At 61.5% G+C, this 19,693-nt stretch carries 20 protein-coding genes and 1 pseudogene; 10 read left to right on the top strand and 11 right to left on the bottom strand.

Annotation, left to right across the window (positions count from 1 at the left end):
• The first annotated feature begins 96 nt into the window (after positions 1 to 96).
• Positions 97 to 1,023 (top strand): GGDEF domain-containing protein, encoded by a 927-nt coding sequence (locus tag ACSQ17_RS17210; RefSeq protein ID WP_436069816.1) that lies wholly within the window; start codon positions 97 to 99, stop codon positions 1,021 to 1,023.
• A 62-nt stretch (positions 1,024 to 1,085) separates the two neighbouring features.
• Here ACSQ17_RS17210 and rluB read toward each other — a convergent pair whose 3' ends face one another.
• The 6 genes and pseudogenes from rluB to ACSQ17_RS17180 form a co-directional block, all read right to left on the bottom strand.
• Positions 1,086 to 2,261 carry a 23S rRNA pseudouridine(2605) synthase RluB gene (gene rluB, locus ACSQ17_RS17205; RefSeq protein WP_436069815.1) on the bottom strand — a complete coding sequence of 392 codons (1,176 nt, stop codon included), beginning with the start codon at positions 2,259 to 2,261 and terminating at the stop codon, positions 1,086 to 1,088.
• 254 nt (positions 2,262 to 2,515) lie between these two features.
• Positions 2,516 to 3,226 (bottom strand): annotated as a pseudogene (gene scpB / locus ACSQ17_RS17200) (SMC-Scp complex subunit ScpB); the annotation flags it as partial.
• 2 nt (positions 3,227 to 3,228) lie between these two features.
• Positions 3,229 to 3,927: a segregation and condensation protein A gene (locus ACSQ17_RS17195; protein ID WP_233684534.1), complete on the bottom strand. Its 699-nt coding sequence runs from the start codon at positions 3,925 to 3,927 to the stop codon at positions 3,229 to 3,231.
• A 173-nt stretch (positions 3,928 to 4,100) separates the two neighbouring features.
• Complete coding sequence (locus tag ACSQ17_RS17190; RefSeq protein WP_436069814.1) at positions 4,101 to 5,315, bottom strand: tryptophan--tRNA ligase; 1,215 nt, start codon at positions 5,313 to 5,315, stop codon at positions 4,101 to 4,103.
• A 48-nt stretch (positions 5,316 to 5,363) separates the two neighbouring features.
• Positions 5,364 to 5,993, bottom strand: a complete 630-nt coding sequence (locus ACSQ17_RS17185; protein ID WP_257778261.1) for an L-threonylcarbamoyladenylate synthase — start codon at positions 5,991 to 5,993, stop codon at positions 5,364 to 5,366.
• A gap of 13 nt (positions 5,994 to 6,006) precedes the next feature.
• Entirely contained in the window at positions 6,007 to 6,870 is an 864-nt protein-coding gene (locus tag ACSQ17_RS17180; RefSeq protein ID WP_436069813.1) for a PHP domain-containing protein, read from the bottom strand.
• Between the two features lie 150 nt (positions 6,871 to 7,020).
• Here ACSQ17_RS17180 and ACSQ17_RS17175 point away from each other — a divergent pair, with 150 nt between their 5' ends.
• The 5 genes from ACSQ17_RS17175 to ACSQ17_RS17155 all read left to right on the top strand — a co-directional run bounded on the left by ACSQ17_RS17175 (position 7,021) and on the right by ACSQ17_RS17155 (position 10,407).
• Positions 7,021 to 7,320, top strand: a complete 300-nt coding sequence (locus ACSQ17_RS17175; RefSeq protein WP_436069812.1) for a YciI family protein — start codon at positions 7,021 to 7,023, stop codon at positions 7,318 to 7,320.
• A 51-nt stretch (positions 7,321 to 7,371) separates the two neighbouring features.
• Positions 7,372 to 7,773, top strand: a complete 402-nt coding sequence (locus tag ACSQ17_RS17170) for a translation initiation factor 2 (protein ID WP_436069811.1) — start codon at positions 7,372 to 7,374, stop codon at positions 7,771 to 7,773.
• A 4-nt stretch (positions 7,774 to 7,777) separates the two neighbouring features.
• Positions 7,778 to 8,455: a response regulator transcription factor gene (locus tag ACSQ17_RS17165; protein WP_436069810.1), complete on the top strand. Its 678-nt coding sequence runs from the start codon at positions 7,778 to 7,780 to the stop codon at positions 8,453 to 8,455.
• A 130-nt stretch (positions 8,456 to 8,585) separates the two neighbouring features.
• Entirely contained in the window at positions 8,586 to 9,008 is a 423-nt protein-coding gene (locus ACSQ17_RS17160; RefSeq protein WP_436069809.1) for an LTXXQ domain protein, read from the top strand.
• Between the two features lie 64 nt (positions 9,009 to 9,072).
• Positions 9,073 to 10,407 carry a sensor histidine kinase gene (locus ACSQ17_RS17155; RefSeq protein WP_436069808.1) on the top strand — a complete coding sequence of 445 codons (1,335 nt, stop codon included), beginning with the start codon at positions 9,073 to 9,075 and terminating at the stop codon, positions 10,405 to 10,407.
• Here the strand turns inward: ACSQ17_RS17155 and ACSQ17_RS17150 are convergent.
• Together ACSQ17_RS17150 and ACSQ17_RS17145 are read right to left on the bottom strand one after the other, a co-directional pair.
• Positions 10,382 to 10,939: a nitroreductase family protein gene (locus ACSQ17_RS17150; protein WP_436069807.1), complete on the bottom strand. Its 558-nt coding sequence runs from the start codon at positions 10,937 to 10,939 to the stop codon at positions 10,382 to 10,384. The genes ACSQ17_RS17155 and ACSQ17_RS17150 overlap by 26 nt on opposite strands.
• A 69-nt stretch (positions 10,940 to 11,008) precedes the next feature.
• Positions 11,009 to 11,380, bottom strand: a complete 372-nt coding sequence (locus ACSQ17_RS17145; RefSeq protein ID WP_436069806.1) for a YkgJ family cysteine cluster protein — start codon at positions 11,378 to 11,380, stop codon at positions 11,009 to 11,011.
• 151 nt (positions 11,381 to 11,531) lie between these two features.
• Here ACSQ17_RS17145 and ACSQ17_RS17140 point away from each other — a divergent pair, with 151 nt between their 5' ends.
• Both ACSQ17_RS17140 and ACSQ17_RS17135 read left to right on the top strand, forming a co-directional pair.
• Positions 11,532 to 12,986 carry a TrkH family potassium uptake protein gene (locus ACSQ17_RS17140; protein WP_436069805.1) on the top strand — a complete coding sequence of 485 codons (1,455 nt, stop codon included), beginning with the start codon at positions 11,532 to 11,534 and terminating at the stop codon, positions 12,984 to 12,986.
• Positions 12,987 to 13,065: 79 nt separating this feature from the next.
• Entirely contained in the window at positions 13,066 to 14,520 is a 1,455-nt protein-coding gene (locus ACSQ17_RS17135; RefSeq protein ID WP_436069804.1) for a TrkH family potassium uptake protein, read from the top strand.
• Positions 14,521 to 14,728: 208 nt separating this feature from the next.
• Here ACSQ17_RS17135 and ACSQ17_RS17130 read toward each other — a convergent pair whose 3' ends face one another.
• Positions 14,729 to 15,730, bottom strand: a complete 1,002-nt coding sequence (locus tag ACSQ17_RS17130; RefSeq protein ID WP_436069803.1) for an AraC family transcriptional regulator — start codon at positions 15,728 to 15,730, stop codon at positions 14,729 to 14,731.
• A gap of 159 nt (positions 15,731 to 15,889) precedes the next feature.
• Between ACSQ17_RS17130 and ACSQ17_RS17125 the strand changes: the two genes are divergently transcribed.
• Both ACSQ17_RS17125 and ACSQ17_RS17120 read left to right on the top strand, forming a co-directional pair.
• Positions 15,890 to 16,207: an Mpo1-like protein gene (locus ACSQ17_RS17125; RefSeq protein WP_233684210.1), complete on the top strand. Its 318-nt coding sequence runs from the start codon at positions 15,890 to 15,892 to the stop codon at positions 16,205 to 16,207.
• 156 nt (positions 16,208 to 16,363) lie between these two features.
• The gene (locus ACSQ17_RS17120) at positions 16,364 to 17,752 is read left to right on the top strand and encodes an adenylate/guanylate cyclase domain-containing protein (RefSeq protein ID WP_436069802.1); all 1,389 of its coding nucleotides are present in this window, start codon (positions 16,364 to 16,366) and stop codon (positions 17,750 to 17,752) included.
• Here ACSQ17_RS17120 and ACSQ17_RS17115 read toward each other — a convergent pair.
• A complete protein-coding gene (locus ACSQ17_RS17115; protein ID WP_436069801.1) occupies positions 17,745 to 18,803 on the bottom strand; it encodes a glycosyltransferase family 4 protein in 1,059 nt (352 codons plus the stop codon). The two genes, ACSQ17_RS17120 and ACSQ17_RS17115, sit on opposite strands and share 8 nt — an antisense overlap.
• Positions 18,800 to 19,618: a UDP-2,3-diacylglucosamine diphosphatase gene (locus ACSQ17_RS17110; protein ID WP_233684207.1), complete on the bottom strand. Its 819-nt coding sequence runs from the start codon at positions 19,616 to 19,618 to the stop codon at positions 18,800 to 18,802. The genes ACSQ17_RS17115 and ACSQ17_RS17110 overlap by 4 nt, the downstream gene beginning before the upstream one ends.
• Positions 19,619 to 19,693: the final 75 nt, after the last annotated feature.

Below are 19,693 nucleotides of genomic sequence, written 5' to 3'. Positions count from 1 at the left end.
AGCTGAAATAAAAGCACTTTTAAGTCATTTCAAAAACTGGCATGGATTTCGCTGAAGCCTCGCTATCGCCGCGTATAGCGCTAGAGGTAAAGCTTCATGGCCCCGCACAACCAGTCCAACACCATTGATTTCGACGCAGCCAAACTGCAACGTCTTGGCTATGCCAGTCGCCTGCAGAAAAACCTGAAGCCAGTCAGCCTGGCGCAGCTGCGCCAGCAATTGAGCCTGCGCTTGCAGACCTCGCTGGAAGCCGAACGCATTCTGGAGCTGTTCTACAACGAAGTGCAGCGCCTGGTGCCGCTCAGCGCCCTCAGCTATCAGCTGGCCTCCTGCGACCTGCGCCTGGAGCTGGGCGAGCGTGCCAGCCACTCAGCTGGCTACCGCCTGAACCACGATGGCGAATTCCTCGGCGAGCTGACCTTCCGGCGCAACCAACGCTTCAGTGAAGATGAGCTTGGTCAGCTCGAATCACTGCTCGCCAGCCTGCTGTTTCCACTGCGCAACGCCCTGCTCTACCGCGCAGCGTTGCAAACTGCCCTGCGCGATCCACTGACCGAAACCGGCAACCGGATTGCCATGGAGCAGACGCTCAAACGTGAAGTGGACATTGCCCGGCGCAATCTACAGCCGCTGTCGGTGCTGATGGTCGACATCGACCACTTCAAACGGATCAACGACACCCACGGTCACATCGTCGGCGACCAGGCCCTCAAGGCTGTAGCCAGCGCCCTGAAAGACAGCCTGCGCAATGTCGACATGGTGTTCCGCTACGGCGGTGAAGAATTCATGGTGCTGCTCTCCAGCACCAGCCGCGAAGCCGCCTCTATGGTTGGCGAGCGCCTGCGCCTGGCCGTACTGGGCATTCAGTACCTGGTGGAAAATCGCGCCATTGAACTGTCGGTCAGCCTTGGCTGTGCCAGCCTGCTGCCAGGTGAATCGATGGACAGCCTGTTGCGCCGCGCCGACAACGCGCTGTACGTGTCCAAACGTGAAGGCCGCAACCGCCTGTCGATGGCCGGCTAACGCCAACTCAGCCAGCAAAAAGGCGACCCGAGGGTCGCCTTTTTATTGCCTGTCAGAACGCCTTATTCCGGCTTGCGATCACGGCCAAAGCCCGGTCGCTGGCCTTCACGGCCCGGCTGGCTGCGACGCTTGACCGGTGCACCGGCCGGCTTGCGCGACGGCCGATCCGTCAGCTCAACGCCAGGACGCTGCGCACCCGGCTTGGTCGGACGCTTCTTGTTGACGTCGCTCGGACGCTCGGCGACCGGCGTACCTTTGCTCTGATCACCACGCGGGCTACGTGCTGGACGCTCACTACCTTCACCACGGGCAGGACGCGAACGGCCCTGATCACCCGCTGTGGCCGGGCCACCATGCGCCGGACGCAAAGTGCGCTCCGGACGTGCGGCGCGGCCCACCGGCTTGGCCGATTTGCGCTGCAAACGGTCGAGCTTGTCGCGGGTCTTCTCTTTCATATCCGGCAGGGCAACCGGCTTGAGACCGACCTCCTCGCTGAGGATATCGACCTCACGCTGGCTCATTTCGCGCCAGCGGCCCATGGTCAGGTCCGAGGTGATAAACACCGGGCCAAAACGCACACGTTTCAAGCGGCTGACCACCAGGCCCTGGGACTCCCACAGGCGACGCACTTCGCGGTTGCGACCTTCCATCACCACGCAGTGATACCAGTGGTTGAAGCCTTCACCGCCAGGCGCTTCCTTGATGTCGGTGAACTTGGCCGGGCCGTCTTCGAGCATCACGCCGGTTTTCAGGCGCTCGATCATCTCTTCGTCGACTTCGCCACGTACGCGCACCGCGTACTCACGGTCCATCTGGTAGGACGGATGCATCAGGCGGTTGGCCAGTTCACCGTCGGTGGTAAACATCAACAAACCGGTGGTGTTGATGTCGAGGCGGCCGATATTGATCCAGCGGCCATCTTTCGGTCGTGGCAGGCGGTCAAATACGGTCGGACGGCCTTCCGGGTCGTCACGGGTGCAGATCTCGCCTTCGGGTTTGTTGTAGATGATCACGCGGCGCACGCTCTCGGCGCTTTCTTCGCGGCGGATCACCTTGCCATCGACGGCAATGGCGTCGTGCAGGTCAACGCGCATGCCGAGGCTGGCGACTGCACCATTGACCTTGACGCGGCCGGCACTGATCCAGGCTTCGATTTCGCGGCGTGAAGCCAGGCCCATGCGCGCCATGACTTTCTGCAGTTTCTCGCCTGCGGGGCTGTATTCTTCGGATTCACTCATCTGGGCACCTCCCGGTGTTTTCTCTGGTGATTAGGACAATTCAGGCCGTGCCTGTTTGTCGAAGGGGCGCGGAGCATACGCGAAACGCGGCAGTAGCGCACGGATTGAGGCTAGCGGGCAGACGAACAACCGTCAGCCTCTGCCCCGACCAACGGTGCTCAGGGCTGGGGCGGTAACGCTGCTTCGCTCGACTGCTCGGCATCGGCATCGGCATCGGCATCGGCATCGGAAGAATCATCGAGCAGCGTCAGGTCATCAAAATCGGTCTTCAAACCCTGCTCCATCGAATCCAGTTCGGCCAACAGGCTGCTAAAGCTGGTTTCCTCGCTCGCCTCAGCTGCGGGTTCATCGGCCATGGCCAGGTCGGCGCGCGCCTGCAAGCCTTCTGGCACCTGCGGGTCATCCTCGAAGGCCAATACCGGTTCCGGCTCCAGCTCACGCAGCGCGGCCAGTGGCGGTAGTTCGTCGAGGCTTTTCAGGTTGAAGTGATCAAGAAAGCCCTTGGTGGTGGCAAACATCGCCGGTTTGCCCGGCACATCGCGGTAGCCCACCACGCGAATCCACTCACGCTCCAGCAGGGTTTTGACGATGTGGCTATTGACCGCCACGCCGCGCACATCCTCAATCTCGCCCCGAGTGATCGGCTGGCGGTAGGCGATCAGCGCCAAGGTCTCCAGCATGGCCCGCGAATAGCGCTGCGGGCGCTCTTCCCACAGGCGCCCCACCCAAGGCGCAAATTTCTCGCGCACTTGCAGGCGGTAACCGGACGCCACCTCAACCAGCTCAAAAGCGCGCCCTTCGCAGGATTTGCCCAGGTGCGTCAGGGCCTTCTTGAATACCGCCGGCTCCGGCCGCTCGGCCTCTTCAAACAGCTCGAACAGACGCTCCAGCGATTGCGGTTTGCCGGAGGCCAGCAGAAAGGCTTCGAGCAGGCTGGCCAGCTCACGAGGTTCGTTAAGGTTCATGCTTATTCAGCCCGCGCACGCACATGGATTGGCCCGAAAGCCTCATTTTGCACCAGTTCGACCAGGGATTCCTTGATCAACTCCAGCACCGCCATAAAGGTCACCACCACACCGAGTTTGCCTTCATCGGCACTGAACAGGCTGACAAAGGGCACAAAGGCGCCGCCCTTGAGGCGCTCCAGCACTTCACTCATGCGCTCGCGGGTCGACAGCGCTTCACGGGTCACCTGGTGGCTCTCGAACATATCAGCGCGGCGCAGCACTTCGGCCATCGACAGCAGCAGTTCTTCCAGGCTGACATCCGGCAGCAGCTTGCGTGCCCGCGCCTGCGGGGCATCCAGCTGCGGCACGGTGAGGTCACGACCCACCCGGCTAAGACCGTCGATCCCCTCTGCCGCGGCCTTGTAGCGTTCGTACTCCTGCAAACGGCGAATCAGCTCGGCACGCGGGTCGTCTTCCTCAGCCTCGGCTTCACTGGAACGCGGCAGCAGCATGCGCGATTTGATCTCGGCGAGCATGGCCGCCATCACCAGGTACTCAGCAGCCAACTCCAGACGCACTGACTGCATCAACTCGACATACCCCATGTACTGCTTGGTGATTTCCGCCACCGGGATGTCCAGCACGTCGATGTTCTGCTTGCGAATCAGGTACAGCAGCAGGTCCAGCGGGCCTTCGAAGGCTTCGAGAAATACCTCCAGGGCATCCGGCGGGATATACAGGTCCAGCGGCATTTCGGTGACCGCCTGGCCATACACCAGGGCAAACGGCAGCTCCTGCTGCGCATGAGCCTGATCATGGGGATGGCTGTCGGGGTGTTCCGGGACTGGCACGCTGGACATGGGTACTCTCGGAATTAGATTCGGGGCTGACTTCAGCGGTAATTCAGGCCGAGGGCCAGGCGCACGTCACTCAAGGTTTCACGCGCCTCGGCACGCGCACGCTCGGCGCCATCGGCAAGAATCTGCCGGACCAGATCAGGATTGTCCTGATAATCCGCAGCACGCGCCTGTAAGGGCTGCAACTCACGCTGCAAGGCCTCGGCCAGGGGCGCCTTGCATTCCAGGCAGCCAATTGCGGCACTGCGGCAACCTTGCTGGGCCCACTCGCAAGTGGCATCGGTCGAGTACAGTTGGTGCAGCGGCCACACCGGGCAGTGTTGCGGATTGCCGGGATCGTCGCGGTGCACCCGCGCCGGATCAGTCGGCATGCGGCGAATCTTCTCTTCAATCACCGCGCCGCTGTCACGCAGAAAAATCGCATTATTGTTGGACTTGGACATCTTGCCGCCATCCAGCCCCAGCAACTTGGGCGCCTCGCCGAGCATGGCCTGCGGCTCGATCAAAAGAATCTTGCCGCCACCTTCCAGGTAGCCATACAGGCGCTCGCGGTCACCCAGGGTGATGCTCTGCTGATCCTTGAGCAACGCCCGTGCGGTCTCTAGGGCCTCAGCATCACCCTGTTCCTGATAGGCCCTGCGCAGGTTGTTGTAGAGCGTCGCCGTTTTCTTGCCCAGCTTAATGATCGCCGCCTCGGCCTTTTCCTCAAAGCCTGGCTCACGGCCGTAGAGGTGGTTGAAACGCCGCGCCACATCACGAGCAAATTCGATGTGCGCCAGTTGATCACCGCCCACCGGCACCACACCGGCGCGGTACAGCAGAATATCGGCGGCTTGCAGCAAGGGGTAACCGAGAAAGCCGAAGGTGCTAAGGTCCTTGCTGTGCAGCTGTTCCTGCTGCTCTTTATAAGACGGCACGCGTTCCAACCAGCTGAGCGGGCAGATCATCGACAGCAGCAAGTGCAACTCGGCGTGTTCAGGGACTTGCGACTGGATAAACAGGGTCGCCGAACTTGGGCTGACGCCAGCGGCCAGCCAGTCTACCGCCATGTCCATGACCCGCTGCGACAACGGGCCGACATCGTCGTAATCGGTGGTCAGCGCATGCAGGTCGACGATGCAGAAGAAGCACTCATAGCTGTGCTGCAGCTTCACCCAGTTTTTCAGCACACCCTGGTAATGTCCCAGGTGCAGCTGACCACTTGGACGCATGCCAGACAGTACGCGACGTTCAGCGTCTACAAGACTCAAAACCGGTTACCTGAAAACTCGAAAGAGCCGGATTATAGCGAGACAGGCTCACAGGTCATCCGTAAAAGGCGACGGATCACCGCAGCCGACCCGGAATACCTCAGGTTCGTCGTCGAGCAGGCTGACCACCGTAGAAGCCTCCAGCCCGCCGAAACCGCCATCGATGATCAGGTCGACCTGATGCTCAAGTATCTGGCGCATCTCATACGGGTCACTCATCGGCAGGGTTTCACCCGGCAGGATCAGGCTGACACTCATCAACGGCTCATCCAGCTCCGCCAGCAAGGCCATGGCAATCGGGTGGCTGGGCACACGCAGGCCAATGGTGCGGCGCTTGGCATGCAGCAGCATGCGCGGCACTTCGCGGGTGGCGTTGAGGATAAAGGTGTAAGGCCCTGGGGTATGACTCTTGAGCAGACGGAAGGCCGCCGTGTCGACCTTGGCAAAGGTGCTGAGCTGCGACAGGTCGCGACACACCAAGGTGAAGTTGTGTTTGTCGTCCAACTGGCGCAGGCGACGAATACGCTCCACCGCGTTCTTGTCGCCGATATGGCAACCAACCGCGTAGGATGAGTCGGTCGGGTAGACCACCACCCCACCGTTGCGGATGATTTCCACAGCCTGTTTGATCAGGCGCGCTTGCGGGTTTTCCGGATGAATCTGGAAGAATTGGCTCACGCTAAGGCCCTGGTCAAATTGCAGTAGGCTGCTGGACATGTTGAAACCGTGCCCACAAGGGCGGTAGATCCTCGGGCACCGGGCGGTAGACACCCAGCTCAGACCACTGACCCGGCGCATGGAAATCACTGCCTGCGGTGACGAACAGGCCGAATTCACGGGCCAGAATCGCCAGGCTGCCCACCTGTTCGGCCGGCTGCATGCCATTGACCACTTCCAGAGAATGCCCGCCCGCGCCAACAAAGTCGGCAATCAACTTGCGCCGCTTACTCCGAGTAAAGTCGTACTGCCAGGGATGCGCCAGGCTGACCCAGGCCCCGGCGCGACGCAGGGTATCAACAGCTTGCGCCAGCTCCGGCCAGTGCTGTTTGACATCACCCAGCTTGCCCGAGCCGAGCCACTTGCGGAACGCTTCAGCGCGATCCTTGACATAACCGCTGTGCACCAGAAAATCGGCGAAATGCGGCCGCGCCGGCGCATTGCCGCTGTCACCCAACTCCTGCTGCAAGGCCCGCGCGCCCTCCAGCGCTCCCGGCATGCCCTTGGCTTCCAGGCGTTTGGCGATTTCCGCAGCGCGCAACCAGCGCCCTTCATGCAACTCGGCAATGGCCTGCTGCAGGGCCGGCGCATCACGGTTAAAGGCATAACCCAGCACGTGAATGGTCGCACCACCCCAGGTGCAGGACAGCTCAATGCCGTTGACCAACTGCATGCCCAGCGTCTGCGCCGCCTGTGCGGCCTCGTCCAGGCCCTCGAGGGTGTCGTGATCGGTCAACGCCAGCAGACGCACACCCCGTTCGAACGCCCGCGCCACCACCACAGCGGGCGCCAGGGCGCCATCCGAAGCGGTGCTGTGGCAATGCAAATCAACGTCCATAGGGGGCACTTTCCGAGTCATTTATGTTTGTTATTATGCCGCCAGATGTAGATTCTTGCTGGCTTGCGCCAATATTTCCTCGACTTTGCCCGGACAGGCTGCTTTTCTCCCTTGCAGCGACCAGTGCCAAACACCTTATTAAGGATAGAGATGCTCTACGCGATCATTGCCACCGATGTGCAGAACTCCCTGGAAAACCGCCTGAATGCCCGCCCGGCGCACCTGGCACGCCTGGAGCAACTGAAAACGGAAGGCCGTCTGATCCTCGCTGGGCCGCATCCGGCCGTCGACAGCAATGACCCAGGCCCGGCCGGGTTTTCCGGCAGCCTGATCGTCGCCGAATTCGAATCGCTGTTGGCCGCGCAACAATGGGCCGATGCCGATCCTTATCGCGCCGCGGGTGTATATGCCAACGTCGTGGTGAAACCCTTCAAGCTGGTCTTGCCTTGAAGCCATGCCTTCGCTGAACCACCCGATAACAACTAGAAGATAGGAGTTCCGATGCGTCCAGGCCCGCTGTTTTTGCTCTTAACCCTGTGCTTGCCAGTTGCTGCCCTGGCCGAGGAAAACCCACCTCAACCGCTGGCAGAAGCCACCTCGATGCAAGCGCAAGTCGACGAACTGGAACAGCGCCTGGCACTCAGCGAAGAGCAGCGCGAAGCCCTCAGTGCAGAACTGCAAACCAACACCGGTGAGCGCGAAACCGTCCAACTGCAGCGCCTGCGCCAGGAAAACCAGCGCCTCAAGCTACAGCTGAAGAAAGTCCAGGCCAGCGCGCCACAACCGCTGGTCAGCGAGCAGCAGATGTGGTTTGCCATCGGCGCTGGAGCCGGCCTGTTGGGGGTGATTATCGGCTCTGTGCTGCGGCGTGGTCGGCGCTCCCGTAGCGAGTGGCTCAACTGACCCTATGAGTAACCTGCTGTTAATCGACGACGACGTCGAACTCTGCGAATTGCTGACCAGTTGGCTGACCCAGGAAGGCTTTCAGGTCAGCGCCTGTCATGATGGCAGCAGCGCCCGCCAGACCCTGAGCGCATCCAGCCCGGATGCAGTGGTGCTGGATGTCATGCTGCCTGATGGCAGCGGCCTGGAATTACTCAAGCAGCTGCGCAGCGACCACCCAGAGCTGCCGGTACTGATGCTCTCGGCACGCGGCGAACCGCTGGACCGGATTCTCGGCCTGGAACTGGGTGCCGACGATTACCTGGCCAAACCCTGTGACCCCCGCGAACTCACTGCCCGCCTGCGCGCGGTGTTACGCCGCAGCTTGCCAGCTAGCCCGAGCAGCCCGCTGGACCTCGGCGACCTGCATTACAGCCAGGCACGCGGCACTGTCACCCTGGGCGAGCAGGAAGTGCTGCTGACCCTCTCGGAAAGCCGCATTCTGGAGGCGCTGCTGCAACATCCAGGTGAGCCGGTGGACAAACAGCAACTGGCGCAACTGGCTCTGGGCCGCAAGCTGACGCTGTATGACCGCAGCCTGGACATGCATGTCAGCAACCTGCGCAAGAAACTCGGCCCCCACGCCGATGGACGCCAGCGCATTCTGGCGCTGCGAAGTCGCGGCTATTACTACAGCGTCTGAGCGCCGCATCGGTAAATCCACCGCGCCACGCTCTTTACCCAAGCTTTACCTTGCCCTGACGGCCCTTGACCTTGACCGCCCTAGACTGGGCTCATCCGGGACTTACCGGTTTCAGACAAGGAGACACACCATGCGCAAGACCCTGACTGCTGTATTGCTCGCCATGACGCTGCCAACTCTGGCTATGGCCATGCCTGACGGCAGCCCACGGCACGGCGGCGGCCAGCATGGCGAACATGGTTCCCGCCTGTTCAAAGAGCTAGACCTGAGCCAAGAGCAGCACCGCGAAATCCGCAAACTGATGGGCGAGCAGATGAAAGGTCGCCATGAGATCACTCAGCGCTACCTGAGCAAGCTGCCAGCGGCTGAACAGAAAGCCATGCAGGATGAACTGAAGGCCGCCAAGGACAAACAGCATACGGCGATCCGCGCGCTGCTCAAACCCGAACAACAGAAAGCCTTCGACGAACACCAGCAGAAAATGAACGAGCGCCGCGCCGAAATGGCCGAGTTCAAAGTCTGGAAAGCCGAGAAGGACAAACAGGCCAACTAAGCCTGAAGCCAGCCCACCACCGCCGCGCCACCAGGCTCGGCGGTTTTTTGCATGAGGAATAGCCGTGCGTTCACTGTTCTGGCGCATCTTTGCCAGTTTCTGGCTGGCAATCGCCCTGGTTGCCGGGCTGTCCATGCTGCTTGGGCGCATGCTCAATCAGGATGCCTGGCTGCTCAGCCAGCACCCGGCACTGGAACGTTTTGCCGAAAAGTGGACGCAGCGTTACGAGAGCGAGGGCCCGCGTGCCGCCCAGGCGCTGCTGGAGCAGCGCAAACGCAAGTTCCGCATCGACGTGCAGGTACTCGATGACAGTGGTCAGCCACTGGTCAAGGGCACCTTTCCACCCCGAGCGGCGGCATTCGAAGCGCGTCACCGCAATGAAAAGCGCCTGCCCTGGCGCCGCCTGAGCGCCGAGTACACCAGCCCGCAAAGCGGCGAAACCTACCTGCTGATCTACCGCATTCCGCTGCCCGAAATCGCCGCATGGCAACGCGACAGCCTGCTGTGGCCGCTCAGCGCCCTGGGTATCGCCATGCTGGTGCTGACGCTGTTCAGCCTCTGGCTGACGCTGTCGATTACCCGCCCGCTGAACCGCCTGCGCGGCGCCGTACACGACCTGGGGCAAACGGCCTACCAGCAGAACAGCTTGGCCAAACTGGCCGAACGCCGCGATGAACTCGGGGTTCTGGCCGCTGACTTCAACCGCATGGGCGAGCGCGTGCAGGGCCTGATCAGCAGCCAGCGGCAACTGCTGCGTGATGTGTCCCATGAACTGCGCTCGCCGCTGGCGCGCCTGCGCATTGCCCTGGCCCTGACCGAGCGCGCCGATGCCGCCACGCGGGAAAGCTACTGGCCACGCCTCGGTCAGGAATGTGATCGCCTGGAAGCGCTGATCAGTGAAATCCTTGCCCTCGCCCGTCTCGATGCCGAGCCCGGTGCCGCGCAGCCGATCAACCTCGATGAGCTGCTGCGCAAGGTGCAAGACGATGCCCATCTGGATGCCCCCGAACAGCCACTCAGCATTCAGTTGCAGAGTGGCCTGCAACTCAACGGCTGGCCGGATATGTTGCAGCGGGCGCTGGATAACCTGCTGCGCAACGCCCTGCGCTTTAACCCAACGGGGCAAGCGATTGAAATCAGCGCCTACCGTGAAGGCGAGCAGCTGTGCCTGAGCGTGCGCGACCATGGGCCCGGTGCGGCGCCTGAGCATCTGAGCCGCTTAGGCGAGCCATTCTTCCGCGCGCCCGGGCAGACCAGCAGCGGTCATGGCCTGGGGTTGGCCATTGCTCGTCGCGCCGCCGAACGGCATGGCGGTCAGCTTGAGCTGGCCAACCATGCGCAAGGCGGCTTTGTCGCCACCTTGCGTTTACCGCTTACTCAGCCGCCGGCCAGACCCTGACAAAGTCACTGACCTGCACTTGGGGCACCGCGCGCAATTCGCGCTCCGGGGTGCCCAGGTAGAGGTAGGCAATCAGCTGCTCATCAGCCGCCAGGCCCAGACCAGCCGCCACCTGTGGGTTATACGCCATATCACCGGTACGCCAGACCGCGCCGATGCCCTGTGCATGGGCCGCCAGCAGGATCGCTTGCGCCGCACAGCCCGCCGCCAGTACCTGCTCCTGCGCCGGTACTTTCGCACTGGCCTGCACCCGCGCAATCACCAGTACCAGCAACGGTGCCCGCAACGGCATGGCACGCGCCTTGGCCAGGGCTTCAGGGCTGGCATCGGCGGGTAAGGCGCTGGCAAACAGTTCGCCCAGTTGCGTCAGCGCCTCGCCTTCCACGGTGAGAAAGCGCCAGGGGCGCAGTTGTCCATGGTCAGGGGCGCGCAAAGCCGCACGGAACAGCAACTCGCGCTGGGCGGCATCGGGAGCCGGCGCAATCAGGCGCGGCGCGGAAACACGGTTAAGCAGCGCATCAAGAGCGTCCATCAGCCACCTCAAGTATTCATTCAGGTGGCCATTCTAGTGCTTGCGCGGGGCTGACGGGTACTCGCTGGCTCAGGCCACCCGGTCTGGCGAGACACTGGGCATGATCGGCGGCGTCAGAGGCGGCAGGCCGTATGCCTGGCGCGCGGCGTCACAATGCGGATTGTGTTCGCCATTGGCCCAGGACGCCTCGAATTCACGGCAGGTGCTGGAGCGCTGCTCATACAGGGTGCAACGCACCCCCTGGCCGACTTCACCGAGCAGGGCGTTACAACGCGCAGGTTTGCTTTCCGTGCCACGCATGGCGACACGGTGCGGGGTGATCAGCACCACCCGATCATCCGGCATCAGACCGCCGGCCGATTGGCACTCACCCCAGAAAAATGACACACGAAAGTGCGCGCAGCAGGCGCCACAACTCAGACAAGGATTGCTATCGGACATGATGGAAGGCTCAGAAACCGGCAAGGGCCGGCACCTGGCGGCTATTCTATGCAGCGCCAAGCGCTTGTAAAGCACCCAATGTGGCGGCTGTACAGCGGCTACAGCGCGCGTAGAATGACGCCCCTTTGCCCCAGAGCCCGAGCCAGCCTCCATGTCATTGCCGACACTGCGCATCATTGCTTTCATTCTCGGCATTTTCCTGATCACCCTGGCCGTGAGCATGTTGATTCCCATGCTCACGCTGCTGCTCTATTCACGCACGGACGACCTCAATGCCTTCCTCTGGTCGAGCCTGGTAACCGCCGTCGCCGGGATTGCCATGCTCCTTCCCGGACGCCCCAAGGACGCGCAGCTGCGCCCGCGCGACATGTACCTGCTGACCACCTGTAGCTGGCTGGTGGTGTGTGTCTTTGCCGCCCTGCCGATGGTGCTGATTCATCACATCAGCTACACCGATGCTTTTTTCGAAACCATGTCCGGGGTCACCACCACCGGCTCCACCATTCTGGTCGGGCTGGACAAGGCATCACCGGGCCTGCTGATCTGGCGCTCAATGCTGCACTGGCTGGGCGGCATCGGCTTTATCGGTATGGCCGTGGCGATCCTGCCACTGCTGCGGGTCGGTGGCATGCGCCTGTTCCAGACAGAATCTTCCGACTGGGGCGAGAAGGTCATGCCGCGCTCGCACATGGCGGCCAAGTACATCCTGTTTGTCTACCTGGGCCTTACGCTGGTGGGTTTTCTCGCGTTCTGGGCCGCAGGCATGACCCCCTTCGATGCCATCAACCATTCCATGGCCTCGATCTCCACGGGCGGTTTCTCCACTTCGGACCTGTCCCTGGCCAACTGGTCACAGCCGGCCGTGCATTGGGTCGCAGTGCTCACCATGATTTTCGGCAGCCTGCCCTTCACCCTTTATGTGGCCACCCTGCGTGGCAATCGCCGGGCGCTGTTCAAGGATCATCAGGTACGCGGTTTTCTCGGTTTTCTGCTAGTGACCTGGCTGGTATTTGGCACCTGGTTGTGGCTGCACTCAGACAACAGCTGGCTGGACGCCTTTCGCATCGTTGCAGTGAATGTCACCTCGGTGGTTACCACCACTGGCTTTGCCCTGGGTGATTACACCACCTGGGGCAGCTTCGCCGTGCTGCTGTTCTTCTACCTTACCTTCGTCGGCGGCTGCTCGGGCTCCACCGCCGGCGGGCTGAAGATCTTCCGCTTCCAGGTGGCTTATGTGCTGCTCAAGGCCAACCTGCAGCAACTGATTCACCCGCGTGCCGTGATCAAGCAGCAGTACAACAACCACAACCTCGATGAAGAGATCGTCCGCTCGCTGATCACCTTCTCGTTTTTCTTCGCCATCACCATCGGCGTGATCGCCCTGGGGTTGGCGCTGATCGGCCTGGATTGGGTCACCGCCCTTACCGGTGCGGCCACTGCGGTGTGCAACGTGGGGCCAGGGCTGGGGCCGATCATTGGCCCGGCGGGTAATTTCTCGACACTGCCTGACTCCGCCAAATGGCTGCTGACAGTCGGCATGTTGCTCGGGCGTCTGGAGATCCTCACCGTACTGGTACTGGTTACCCGCGCATTCTGGCGGCACTGATGCACACTGAACGCCGCGTCAAACGGCATGCCCTGACTTGTACCTAGACCCCTGGTCTACAGAAATGGAAACCGCGTAGATGGCTTGGCCGACCTTACGGATCATCTCGTTTATCAACGGCATCTTTCTGCTGACGCTGGCCATCAGCATGACCATCCCGATGCTGACCCTGGTGCTGTTTGGCCGGGCGCATGAGCTCAACGCCTTTCTCTGGTCCAGCCTGATCACCTTTATCGCCGGCATGACAATGATCGTTCAGGGCCGGCCCAAGGATGTGCAACTGCGCCCGCGCGACATGTACCTGCTGACGGTATCCAGCTGGGTGCTGGTGGGGCTGTTCGCCGCCCTGCCCTTTATGTTCTCGCAGCACTTGGGGCTGACCGATGCGGTGTTCGAGAGCATGTCGGGCATCACGGCCACCGGCGCTACCGTACTGGTTGGGCTGGACAGCATGTCACCGGGCATTCTGATCTGGCGCTCGGTGCTGCACTGGCTCGGCGGCATCGGTTTTATCGCCATGGCCGTGGCGATTTTGCCGATGCTGCGTATCGGTGGCATGCGCCTGTTCCAGACCGAGTCATCGGATCGTTCCGAAAAGATCATGCCGCGCTCGCACATGGTGGCCAAATACATGGTCGCCGCTTACCTGGGCATCAGCCTGATCGGCTGCCTGGCGCTGTGGCTGGCCGGTATGAACCTATTCGATGCGATCAACCACACCATGTCCTCCATCTCAACGGGTGGTTTTTCCACCTCGGACCAGTCACTGGGCAAATGGACCGAGCCTGCCGTGCACTGGGTCACCATCGTCCTGATGATTCTTGGCAGCGTGCCCTTCGTGCTGTTTGCCTCGATGCTGCGCGGCAACTACAAGGCCCTGATCAAGGATCAGCAGGTACGTGGCTTCCTGACCATTTTGCTGAGCACCTGGCTGATACTGGGCACCTGGTACTGCTTCAGCAGCAACCTGCACTGGGTGGATGCCATTCGCCATGTGGCCTTTCACACCACCTCGGTCATGACCACCACCGGCCTGGCCATTGACGACTACAGCCTGTGGGGCGGCTTCGCCGGCATGCTGTTCTTTTACCTGGGTTTTATCGGCGGTTGCTCGGGTTCGACTGCGGGCGGGTTGAAGATCTTCCGTTTCCAGGTTGCCTACACCCTGCTCAAGGCCAACCTGATGCAACTGGTGCACCCACGGGCGGTGATCAAACAGCAGTACAATCGGCACAACCTGGATGAAGACATCGTTCGCTCGATTCTGACCTTCTCGTTTTTCTTCACCATCACCATCGCCATACTGGCCCTGGCCCTGACCCTCTGCGGCCTGGACTGGATCACCGCGCTCAGCGGCGCGGCCAGCACCGTCTCCGGCGTCGGCCCCGGCATGGGCCCGATCATCGGCCCGGCGGGCACCTACGCCAGCCTGCCGGATACCGCCAAATGGCTGCTGACTTTCGGCATGCTGCTCGGACGCCTGGAAATTCTGACCGTGTTGGTGCTGATGCTTCCCGCGTTCTGGCGACACTAAGAATCTATTTACGACCTGCTGCGCGTCGGCCCTGCTGCGTTAAAAACAGACTCGGAATGCTCATGTACAGTTCGTACACTCCGCTTGATTCGCTGCGCTCACCCTGCGGGCCAGCCTAAGGCTGTTACTGCGCTACGCTGCGTTTCTCGCCTGTTTTTGCCTTGCATGGCTCTAGCTCGCGAGCTCGTAAACAGATTCACGGACGTAATTACAGGCGCGCGCGGTACTCGCCCGGCGTGCTGTCAAACCAGCGGCGGAAGGCACGGAAGAAGTTGCTCGGGTCGGAGAACCCCAGCAGGTAGGAAATTTCCAGCAGGGTCAGGTTGGCCTGCCCCAGGTATTGCCCAGCCAACTCGCGGCGGGTGTCATCGAGCAGTTGCTGATAACTGGTGCCTTCATCCTGCAAACGTCGCTGCAAGGTGCGCTCGGACAACAACAAGGCCTGGGCCACCGCCTCACGCTTGGGCTCGCCCTGAGGCAGCAAACGACACAGCACCTGACGCACCTGATGGGTCACCCGTGAGCCGGAAAAGCGCGCCAGGTAATCGCCGGCAAAACGGTCATGCAGTTGCGCCAGCGCTTCATTGGCCGACGGCAACGGTGCATCCAGGTCGGCGCGCTCGAACAACAGCGCATAACGCTCAGCGTTGAACTTCAAGGGGCACTGGAACACCTCCTGGTAAGGCAACTGGTTCTCAGGCGCCGGGCCCATCAGGCTGACCAGCCGCGGGCGCAGCGGTTTGCCCGTCAGCCAGCGGCAGAACGCCAGCGAATACGCCAATGAGGCTTCAGCGCTTTGCCGTGCGGAAGGCAGGCGATCACCATGAATCGCCAGGAGCATTTCATAGCCTTCGGCTGTCGGGTGGAAACACAGGTCGGCGCCCTCACCGATAATCCGCTGATACCGCACCAGACGCGCAAACCCCTCCTGCAGATTACGGCTGCTCATCACCGCGTAACCCACTACATTGAACGAGGATGGCCGCAAGGCTTTCGCCATGTTCAAACCAATAGCAGGGTTACCGGAGGCCTCAACCGCCAGGTGCCAGAGGCGGGTCATGGCATCCTGGGCAAACCGTGCATCGGGATTGCTCAGCGCCGCATAGTCGAGGCCCAGCTGGCCAAACAGGCTGCGGCAATCAACACCGCCCAGCTCCAGTGCCGCGACAATTCCGGAGGCCCAGCTGGAGGAAGTGGTACGTTCACTCATGACTTGTTCAGTTCTTATTCGTGAGTCTGAAGGGCGACGGAAGGATACTAAACTGGCACTGAATGTCAGTGGCCCAGCGCGTCAGTCGACCTAGACTGCAAGTAAGCCGCCACCGCTGCAACCCTTGGTGGCGCGCAAAACAATAAGAGGAGGCCCCAGATGAGCACTGAAACCCGCGAGCGCTTCAGCAGCTTCGCCGAGTTCTACCCCTACTACCTTCAGGAACACAGCAATGCCACCTGCCGCCGCCTGCACTATGTCGGCAGCCTGCTGGTGCTGTGTGTGCTGGCCTACGCCCTGGGTACACAGCAGTGGCTGTGGCTGCTGAGCATCCCGCTGATTGGCTATGGCTTTGCCTGGATTGGCCACTTTGTGTTCGAAAAGAACCGTCCGGCCACCTTCGACTACCCGCTGTACTCGCTGATGGGCGACTGGGTGATGCTCAAGGATGCCTTCACCGGCCGCATCAAGTTTTAGATGCCCATTGCGGGGCCGCGCTGCCGTTCGGCTGCCGCGCTTGGCGGGCGTGGTGGGCTTGGTTATGATCCCTGGCTATTTTGCACGCCAGCCATGGCGTGCAACCCAGGCACCCGGTAGAGGTGCATGAGAACGCAGTAGGGATAGCCCCATCGGATGAATGTCAAAAGCGCCCCTCGACTTTCTGCATTGCCGGCACCGCCGCTGCGCGAGTACTACTCCCGCGTGCTGGCCTATATAGCCATCGCTGCCAGCATTGCCGCCGGCACTTACACAAAGCATTTCGGCTACGACATTCTCTGGATGGTGCCCTACGCCCTGCTCTACCCGCACCTGGCACACCATCTGAGCCTGCGTTTCAAGCGTGAGCACCCGCAGCGCACCACCCTCAGCCTGTTGTTTATCGACGCCCTGCATTGTGGTGGCGCTATCGCCCTGCTGGGCTTTTCGGTGGTGCCCAGCCTGATGGCGTTGCTGATCATGACGTTCAGCGCCTTGGTCATCGGCGGCCTGCGTTACCTCGGGCTGGCTGCCCTGATCGCCCTGAGCAGTGCGGTCTTTATCCTCGCGCTGATCGGTGCCACGCCCAACGTACACACCCCCGCGCTGGTCGCGCTGGTCAGCATCGCCTTTACCACCCTGTATATCTGCATCACCGCCTATTTCGTGCACCAGCAGGGCCTGCGCCTGGCTCAGGTGCGCAGCGAAATCAGCCGCGAACAGGAGAAGGCCGCACGCCTGGCGCGCAACCTGGCCAAGTACCTGTCACCGCAGGTGTGGGAATCGATCTTCACCGGTAAGAAGAGCGTGCGCCTGGAAACCCAGCGCAAGAAGCTCACGGTGTTCTTCTCCGACATCAAGGGCTTTACCGAGCTGTCCGAGGAACTGGAAGCCGAGGCCCTGACCGACCTGCTCAACACCTACCTCAACGAAATGTCGAAAATCTGTCTGAAATACGGCGGCACCATCGACAAGTTCGTCGGCGACTGCGTGATGGTATTTTTCGGCGACCCGAGTAGCAAAGGCGCGAAAAAGGACGCCGTGGCGGCAGTCTCCATGGCCATCGCCATGCGCAAGCACATGAAAGTACTACGCCAGCAGTGGCGCGCCCAGGGCATCACCAAGCCACTGGAAATCCGCATGGGGCTGAACACCGGCTACTGTACCGTGGGCAACTTCGGTGCTGACACGCGCATGGACTACACCATCATCGGTCGCGACGTAAACCTTGCCAGCCGCCTGGAAAGCGCCGCCGAGTCTGGGGAAATCCTGATTTCCCACGAGACCTATTCGCTGATCAAGGACGTGATCATGTGCCGCGACAAAGGCCAGATCACCGTCAAAGGCTTTACCCGCCCGGTGCAGATCTACCAGGTGGTGGATTTCCGCCGCGACCTGGGCGCCACGTCGAGCTATGTCGAACACGAACTGCCGGGCTTTTCCATGTACCTGGACACCAACGGCATCCAGAACTTCGACAAGGAAAAGGTGATCCAGGCGCTTAATCAGGCCGCTGACAAGCTGCGCGACAAGATCATCATGTAAGCAGTTGGGCAGGCTCGACGCTGGCCAACGGTGGCGCAACCGGCATGCACAATTCACCGTCGAGCAGCGGCTGCTGCGCCAGAAACTCCAGCGCCGAAGCCCGCCAGGACTGCCGCGCCGCCAGCTCGGCGCAACGCGCGCGGTTCAGTTTCACAGCATCAAGGCAGGCTGTGCGCAGGTCCTCATGCATGACCCCGCTAACGCCTACTTGCAACACATCCAACGGCCCCGCTACCGGAAACGCCGCCACCGGCGTACCGCAGGCCAGAGCCTCAAGCATCACCAGACCATAGGTGTCGGTACGCGAGGGAAAGACCAGCACACTGGCATTCTGAAACGCCTCGGCCAGTGCCTGGCCATGCTGGTAGCCGAGAAAGCGCACCTGCGGATAAGCCGCCTCTAGTGCCTCGCGCTGCGGGCCATCGCCGACCACCTGCTTCTGGCCCGGCAGATCGAGGGCGAGAAAGGCCTCGATATTTTTCTCCGGCGCAATCCGCCCGACATACAGAAACACTGGATTGGCTGGGCTTGGCCGCGTTTCGGCTGGACGAAACAGCCGTGTATCAACGCCCTTGCGCCACAACACCAGACGCTTGAAGCCCCAGCCGGCAAACTCCTCGCGCATGCGTTCGGTGGTCACCAGCACCGCCTGACTCGGTCGGTGAAAGGCGCGCAGAAAGGCATAACCCCAGCGCAGTGGAATCCAGGGCCAGCGGGTGTGTACATATTCGGGAAAACGCGTATGAATCGCGCTGGAAAACGCCAGGCCACGCTTGCTTAGCCAGCGCCGCGCGGCCCAGCCCAGCGGGCCTTCGGTGGCCAGGTGTACGCAGTCCGGGCGAAACCCGCGAATCGCTGCACCCACCTGCCAGAGGTTCCATACCAGGGGAATTTCCGGGTAGCTGGGGCACGGCAACGCGCGAAAGTCAGCCGGCGACAACAACTTGACCTGATGCCCCAAGCCGCGCAGCTCGCTGATCAGCGCCTGCAAGCTGGTGACTACGCCATTGACCTGAGGTGACCAGGCGTCGGAGACGATCAGAATTCTCATAGAGCAGGCTCAGCGGCAGCAACTGGCTGAGATTGCAGCAATCGCGCCTGCTCATCGGCCAGGCGATACAACTCAATGCTGCCATCCAGGTGCTCGATCAGCGCCGTGCAGGACTCCACCCAATCACCACAGTTCATGTACTCGACCTCGCCCATCGGGCGAATCTCGGCGTGATGGATATGCCCGCAGACCACGCCATTGAAACCGCGCTTGGCACACTCGTGGACGATGGCCTCCTCAAAGTCGCTGATAAAGTTTACCGCCGTCTTGACCTTGTGCTTGAGGTAGGCCGACAGCGACCAGTAACCATAGCCATAGCGGCTACGCCAGTAATTCAGCCAGCGATTGAGGGTCAGGGTGAACTCGTAGGCCGAGTCGCCGAGAAAGGCCAGCCAACGGTGATAACGGGTGATCACATCAAACTGATCGCCATGAATCACCAGCAGCCGACGGCCGTCGGCAGTGAAGTGCTCGGCCTCGTCGACCAGCTGGATATTGCCGAGCATCAGGCTGGAATAGCGGCGCAGGAACTCATCATGGTTGCCGGTGACGTAGATCACCTCGGTGCCGCGCTTGCTCATGGTCAGCAGGCGGCGGATCACGTTGCTGTGCGACTGCGGCCAGTACACCCCGCTGCGCAGCTTCCAGCCATCAATGATGTCGCCGACCAGGTAAATTTTGTCAGTCTGGTAACGCTTGAGAAAGGCGGCCAGGTGTTCGGCCTGACAATCCCGGGTGCCCAGGTGCACATCGGAAATCCACAAGGTACGGACACGTTGCTTGCGGCTGGGCTTGGCGAGCTGAGCGCTGGTCATGGACGACCTCCGGCTGGGTTTGCTCGAGTCTGCGCAGCAGCGGTGAAGCACCCATGACACATTCATGGCAATTCG

Origin of the sequence: Pseudomonas sp. LjRoot71 (assembly GCF_964253255.1) — a bacterium.
Taxonomy (GTDB): domain Bacteria; phylum Pseudomonadota; class Gammaproteobacteria; order Pseudomonadales; family Pseudomonadaceae; genus Aquipseudomonas.
The sequence above is the reverse complement of the archived record's forward strand: the minus strand, read 5'-3'. Positions and strand labels throughout refer to the sequence as shown.

Coding starts and splice junctions, on each gene's coding strand:
- ACSQ17_RS17210 (WP_436069816.1), top strand. CDS start 97: ATGGCCCCGCACAACCAGTCCAACACCATTGATTTCGACGCAGCCAAA.
- rluB (WP_436069815.1), bottom strand. CDS start 2,261: ATGAGTGAATCCGAAGAATACAGCCCCGCAGGCGAGAAACTGCAGAAA.
- ACSQ17_RS17180 (WP_436069813.1), bottom strand. CDS start 6,870: ATGGACGTTGATTTGCATTGCCACAGCACCGCTTCGGATGGCGCCCTG.
- ACSQ17_RS17175 (WP_436069812.1), top strand. CDS start 7,021: ATGCTCTACGCGATCATTGCCACCGATGTGCAGAACTCCCTGGAAAAC.
- ACSQ17_RS17170 (WP_436069811.1), top strand. CDS start 7,372: ATGCGTCCAGGCCCGCTGTTTTTGCTCTTAACCCTGTGCTTGCCAGTT.
- ACSQ17_RS17165 (WP_436069810.1), top strand. CDS start 7,778: ATGAGTAACCTGCTGTTAATCGACGACGACGTCGAACTCTGCGAATTG.
- ACSQ17_RS17160 (WP_436069809.1), top strand. CDS start 8,586: ATGCGCAAGACCCTGACTGCTGTATTGCTCGCCATGACGCTGCCAACT.
- ACSQ17_RS17150 (WP_436069807.1), bottom strand. CDS start 10,939: ATGGACGCTCTTGATGCGCTGCTTAACCGTGTTTCCGCGCCGCGCCTG.
- ACSQ17_RS17145 (WP_436069806.1), bottom strand. CDS start 11,380: ATGTCCGATAGCAATCCTTGTCTGAGTTGTGGCGCCTGCTGCGCGCAC.
- ACSQ17_RS17140 (WP_436069805.1), top strand. CDS start 11,532: ATGTCATTGCCGACACTGCGCATCATTGCTTTCATTCTCGGCATTTTC.
- ACSQ17_RS17135 (WP_436069804.1), top strand. CDS start 13,066: ATGGCTTGGCCGACCTTACGGATCATCTCGTTTATCAACGGCATCTTT.
- ACSQ17_RS17130 (WP_436069803.1), bottom strand. CDS start 15,730: ATGAGTGAACGTACCACTTCCTCCAGCTGGGCCTCCGGAATTGTCGCG.
- ACSQ17_RS17125 (WP_233684210.1), top strand. CDS start 15,890: ATGAGCACTGAAACCCGCGAGCGCTTCAGCAGCTTCGCCGAGTTCTAC.
- ACSQ17_RS17120 (WP_436069802.1), top strand. CDS start 16,364: ATGAATGTCAAAAGCGCCCCTCGACTTTCTGCATTGCCGGCACCGCCG.
- ACSQ17_RS17115 (WP_436069801.1), bottom strand. CDS start 18,803: ATGAGAATTCTGATCGTCTCCGACGCCTGGTCACCTCAGGTCAATGGC.
- ACSQ17_RS17110 (WP_233684207.1), bottom strand. CDS start 19,618: ATGACCAGCGCTCAGCTCGCCAAGCCCAGCCGCAAGCAACGTGTCCGT.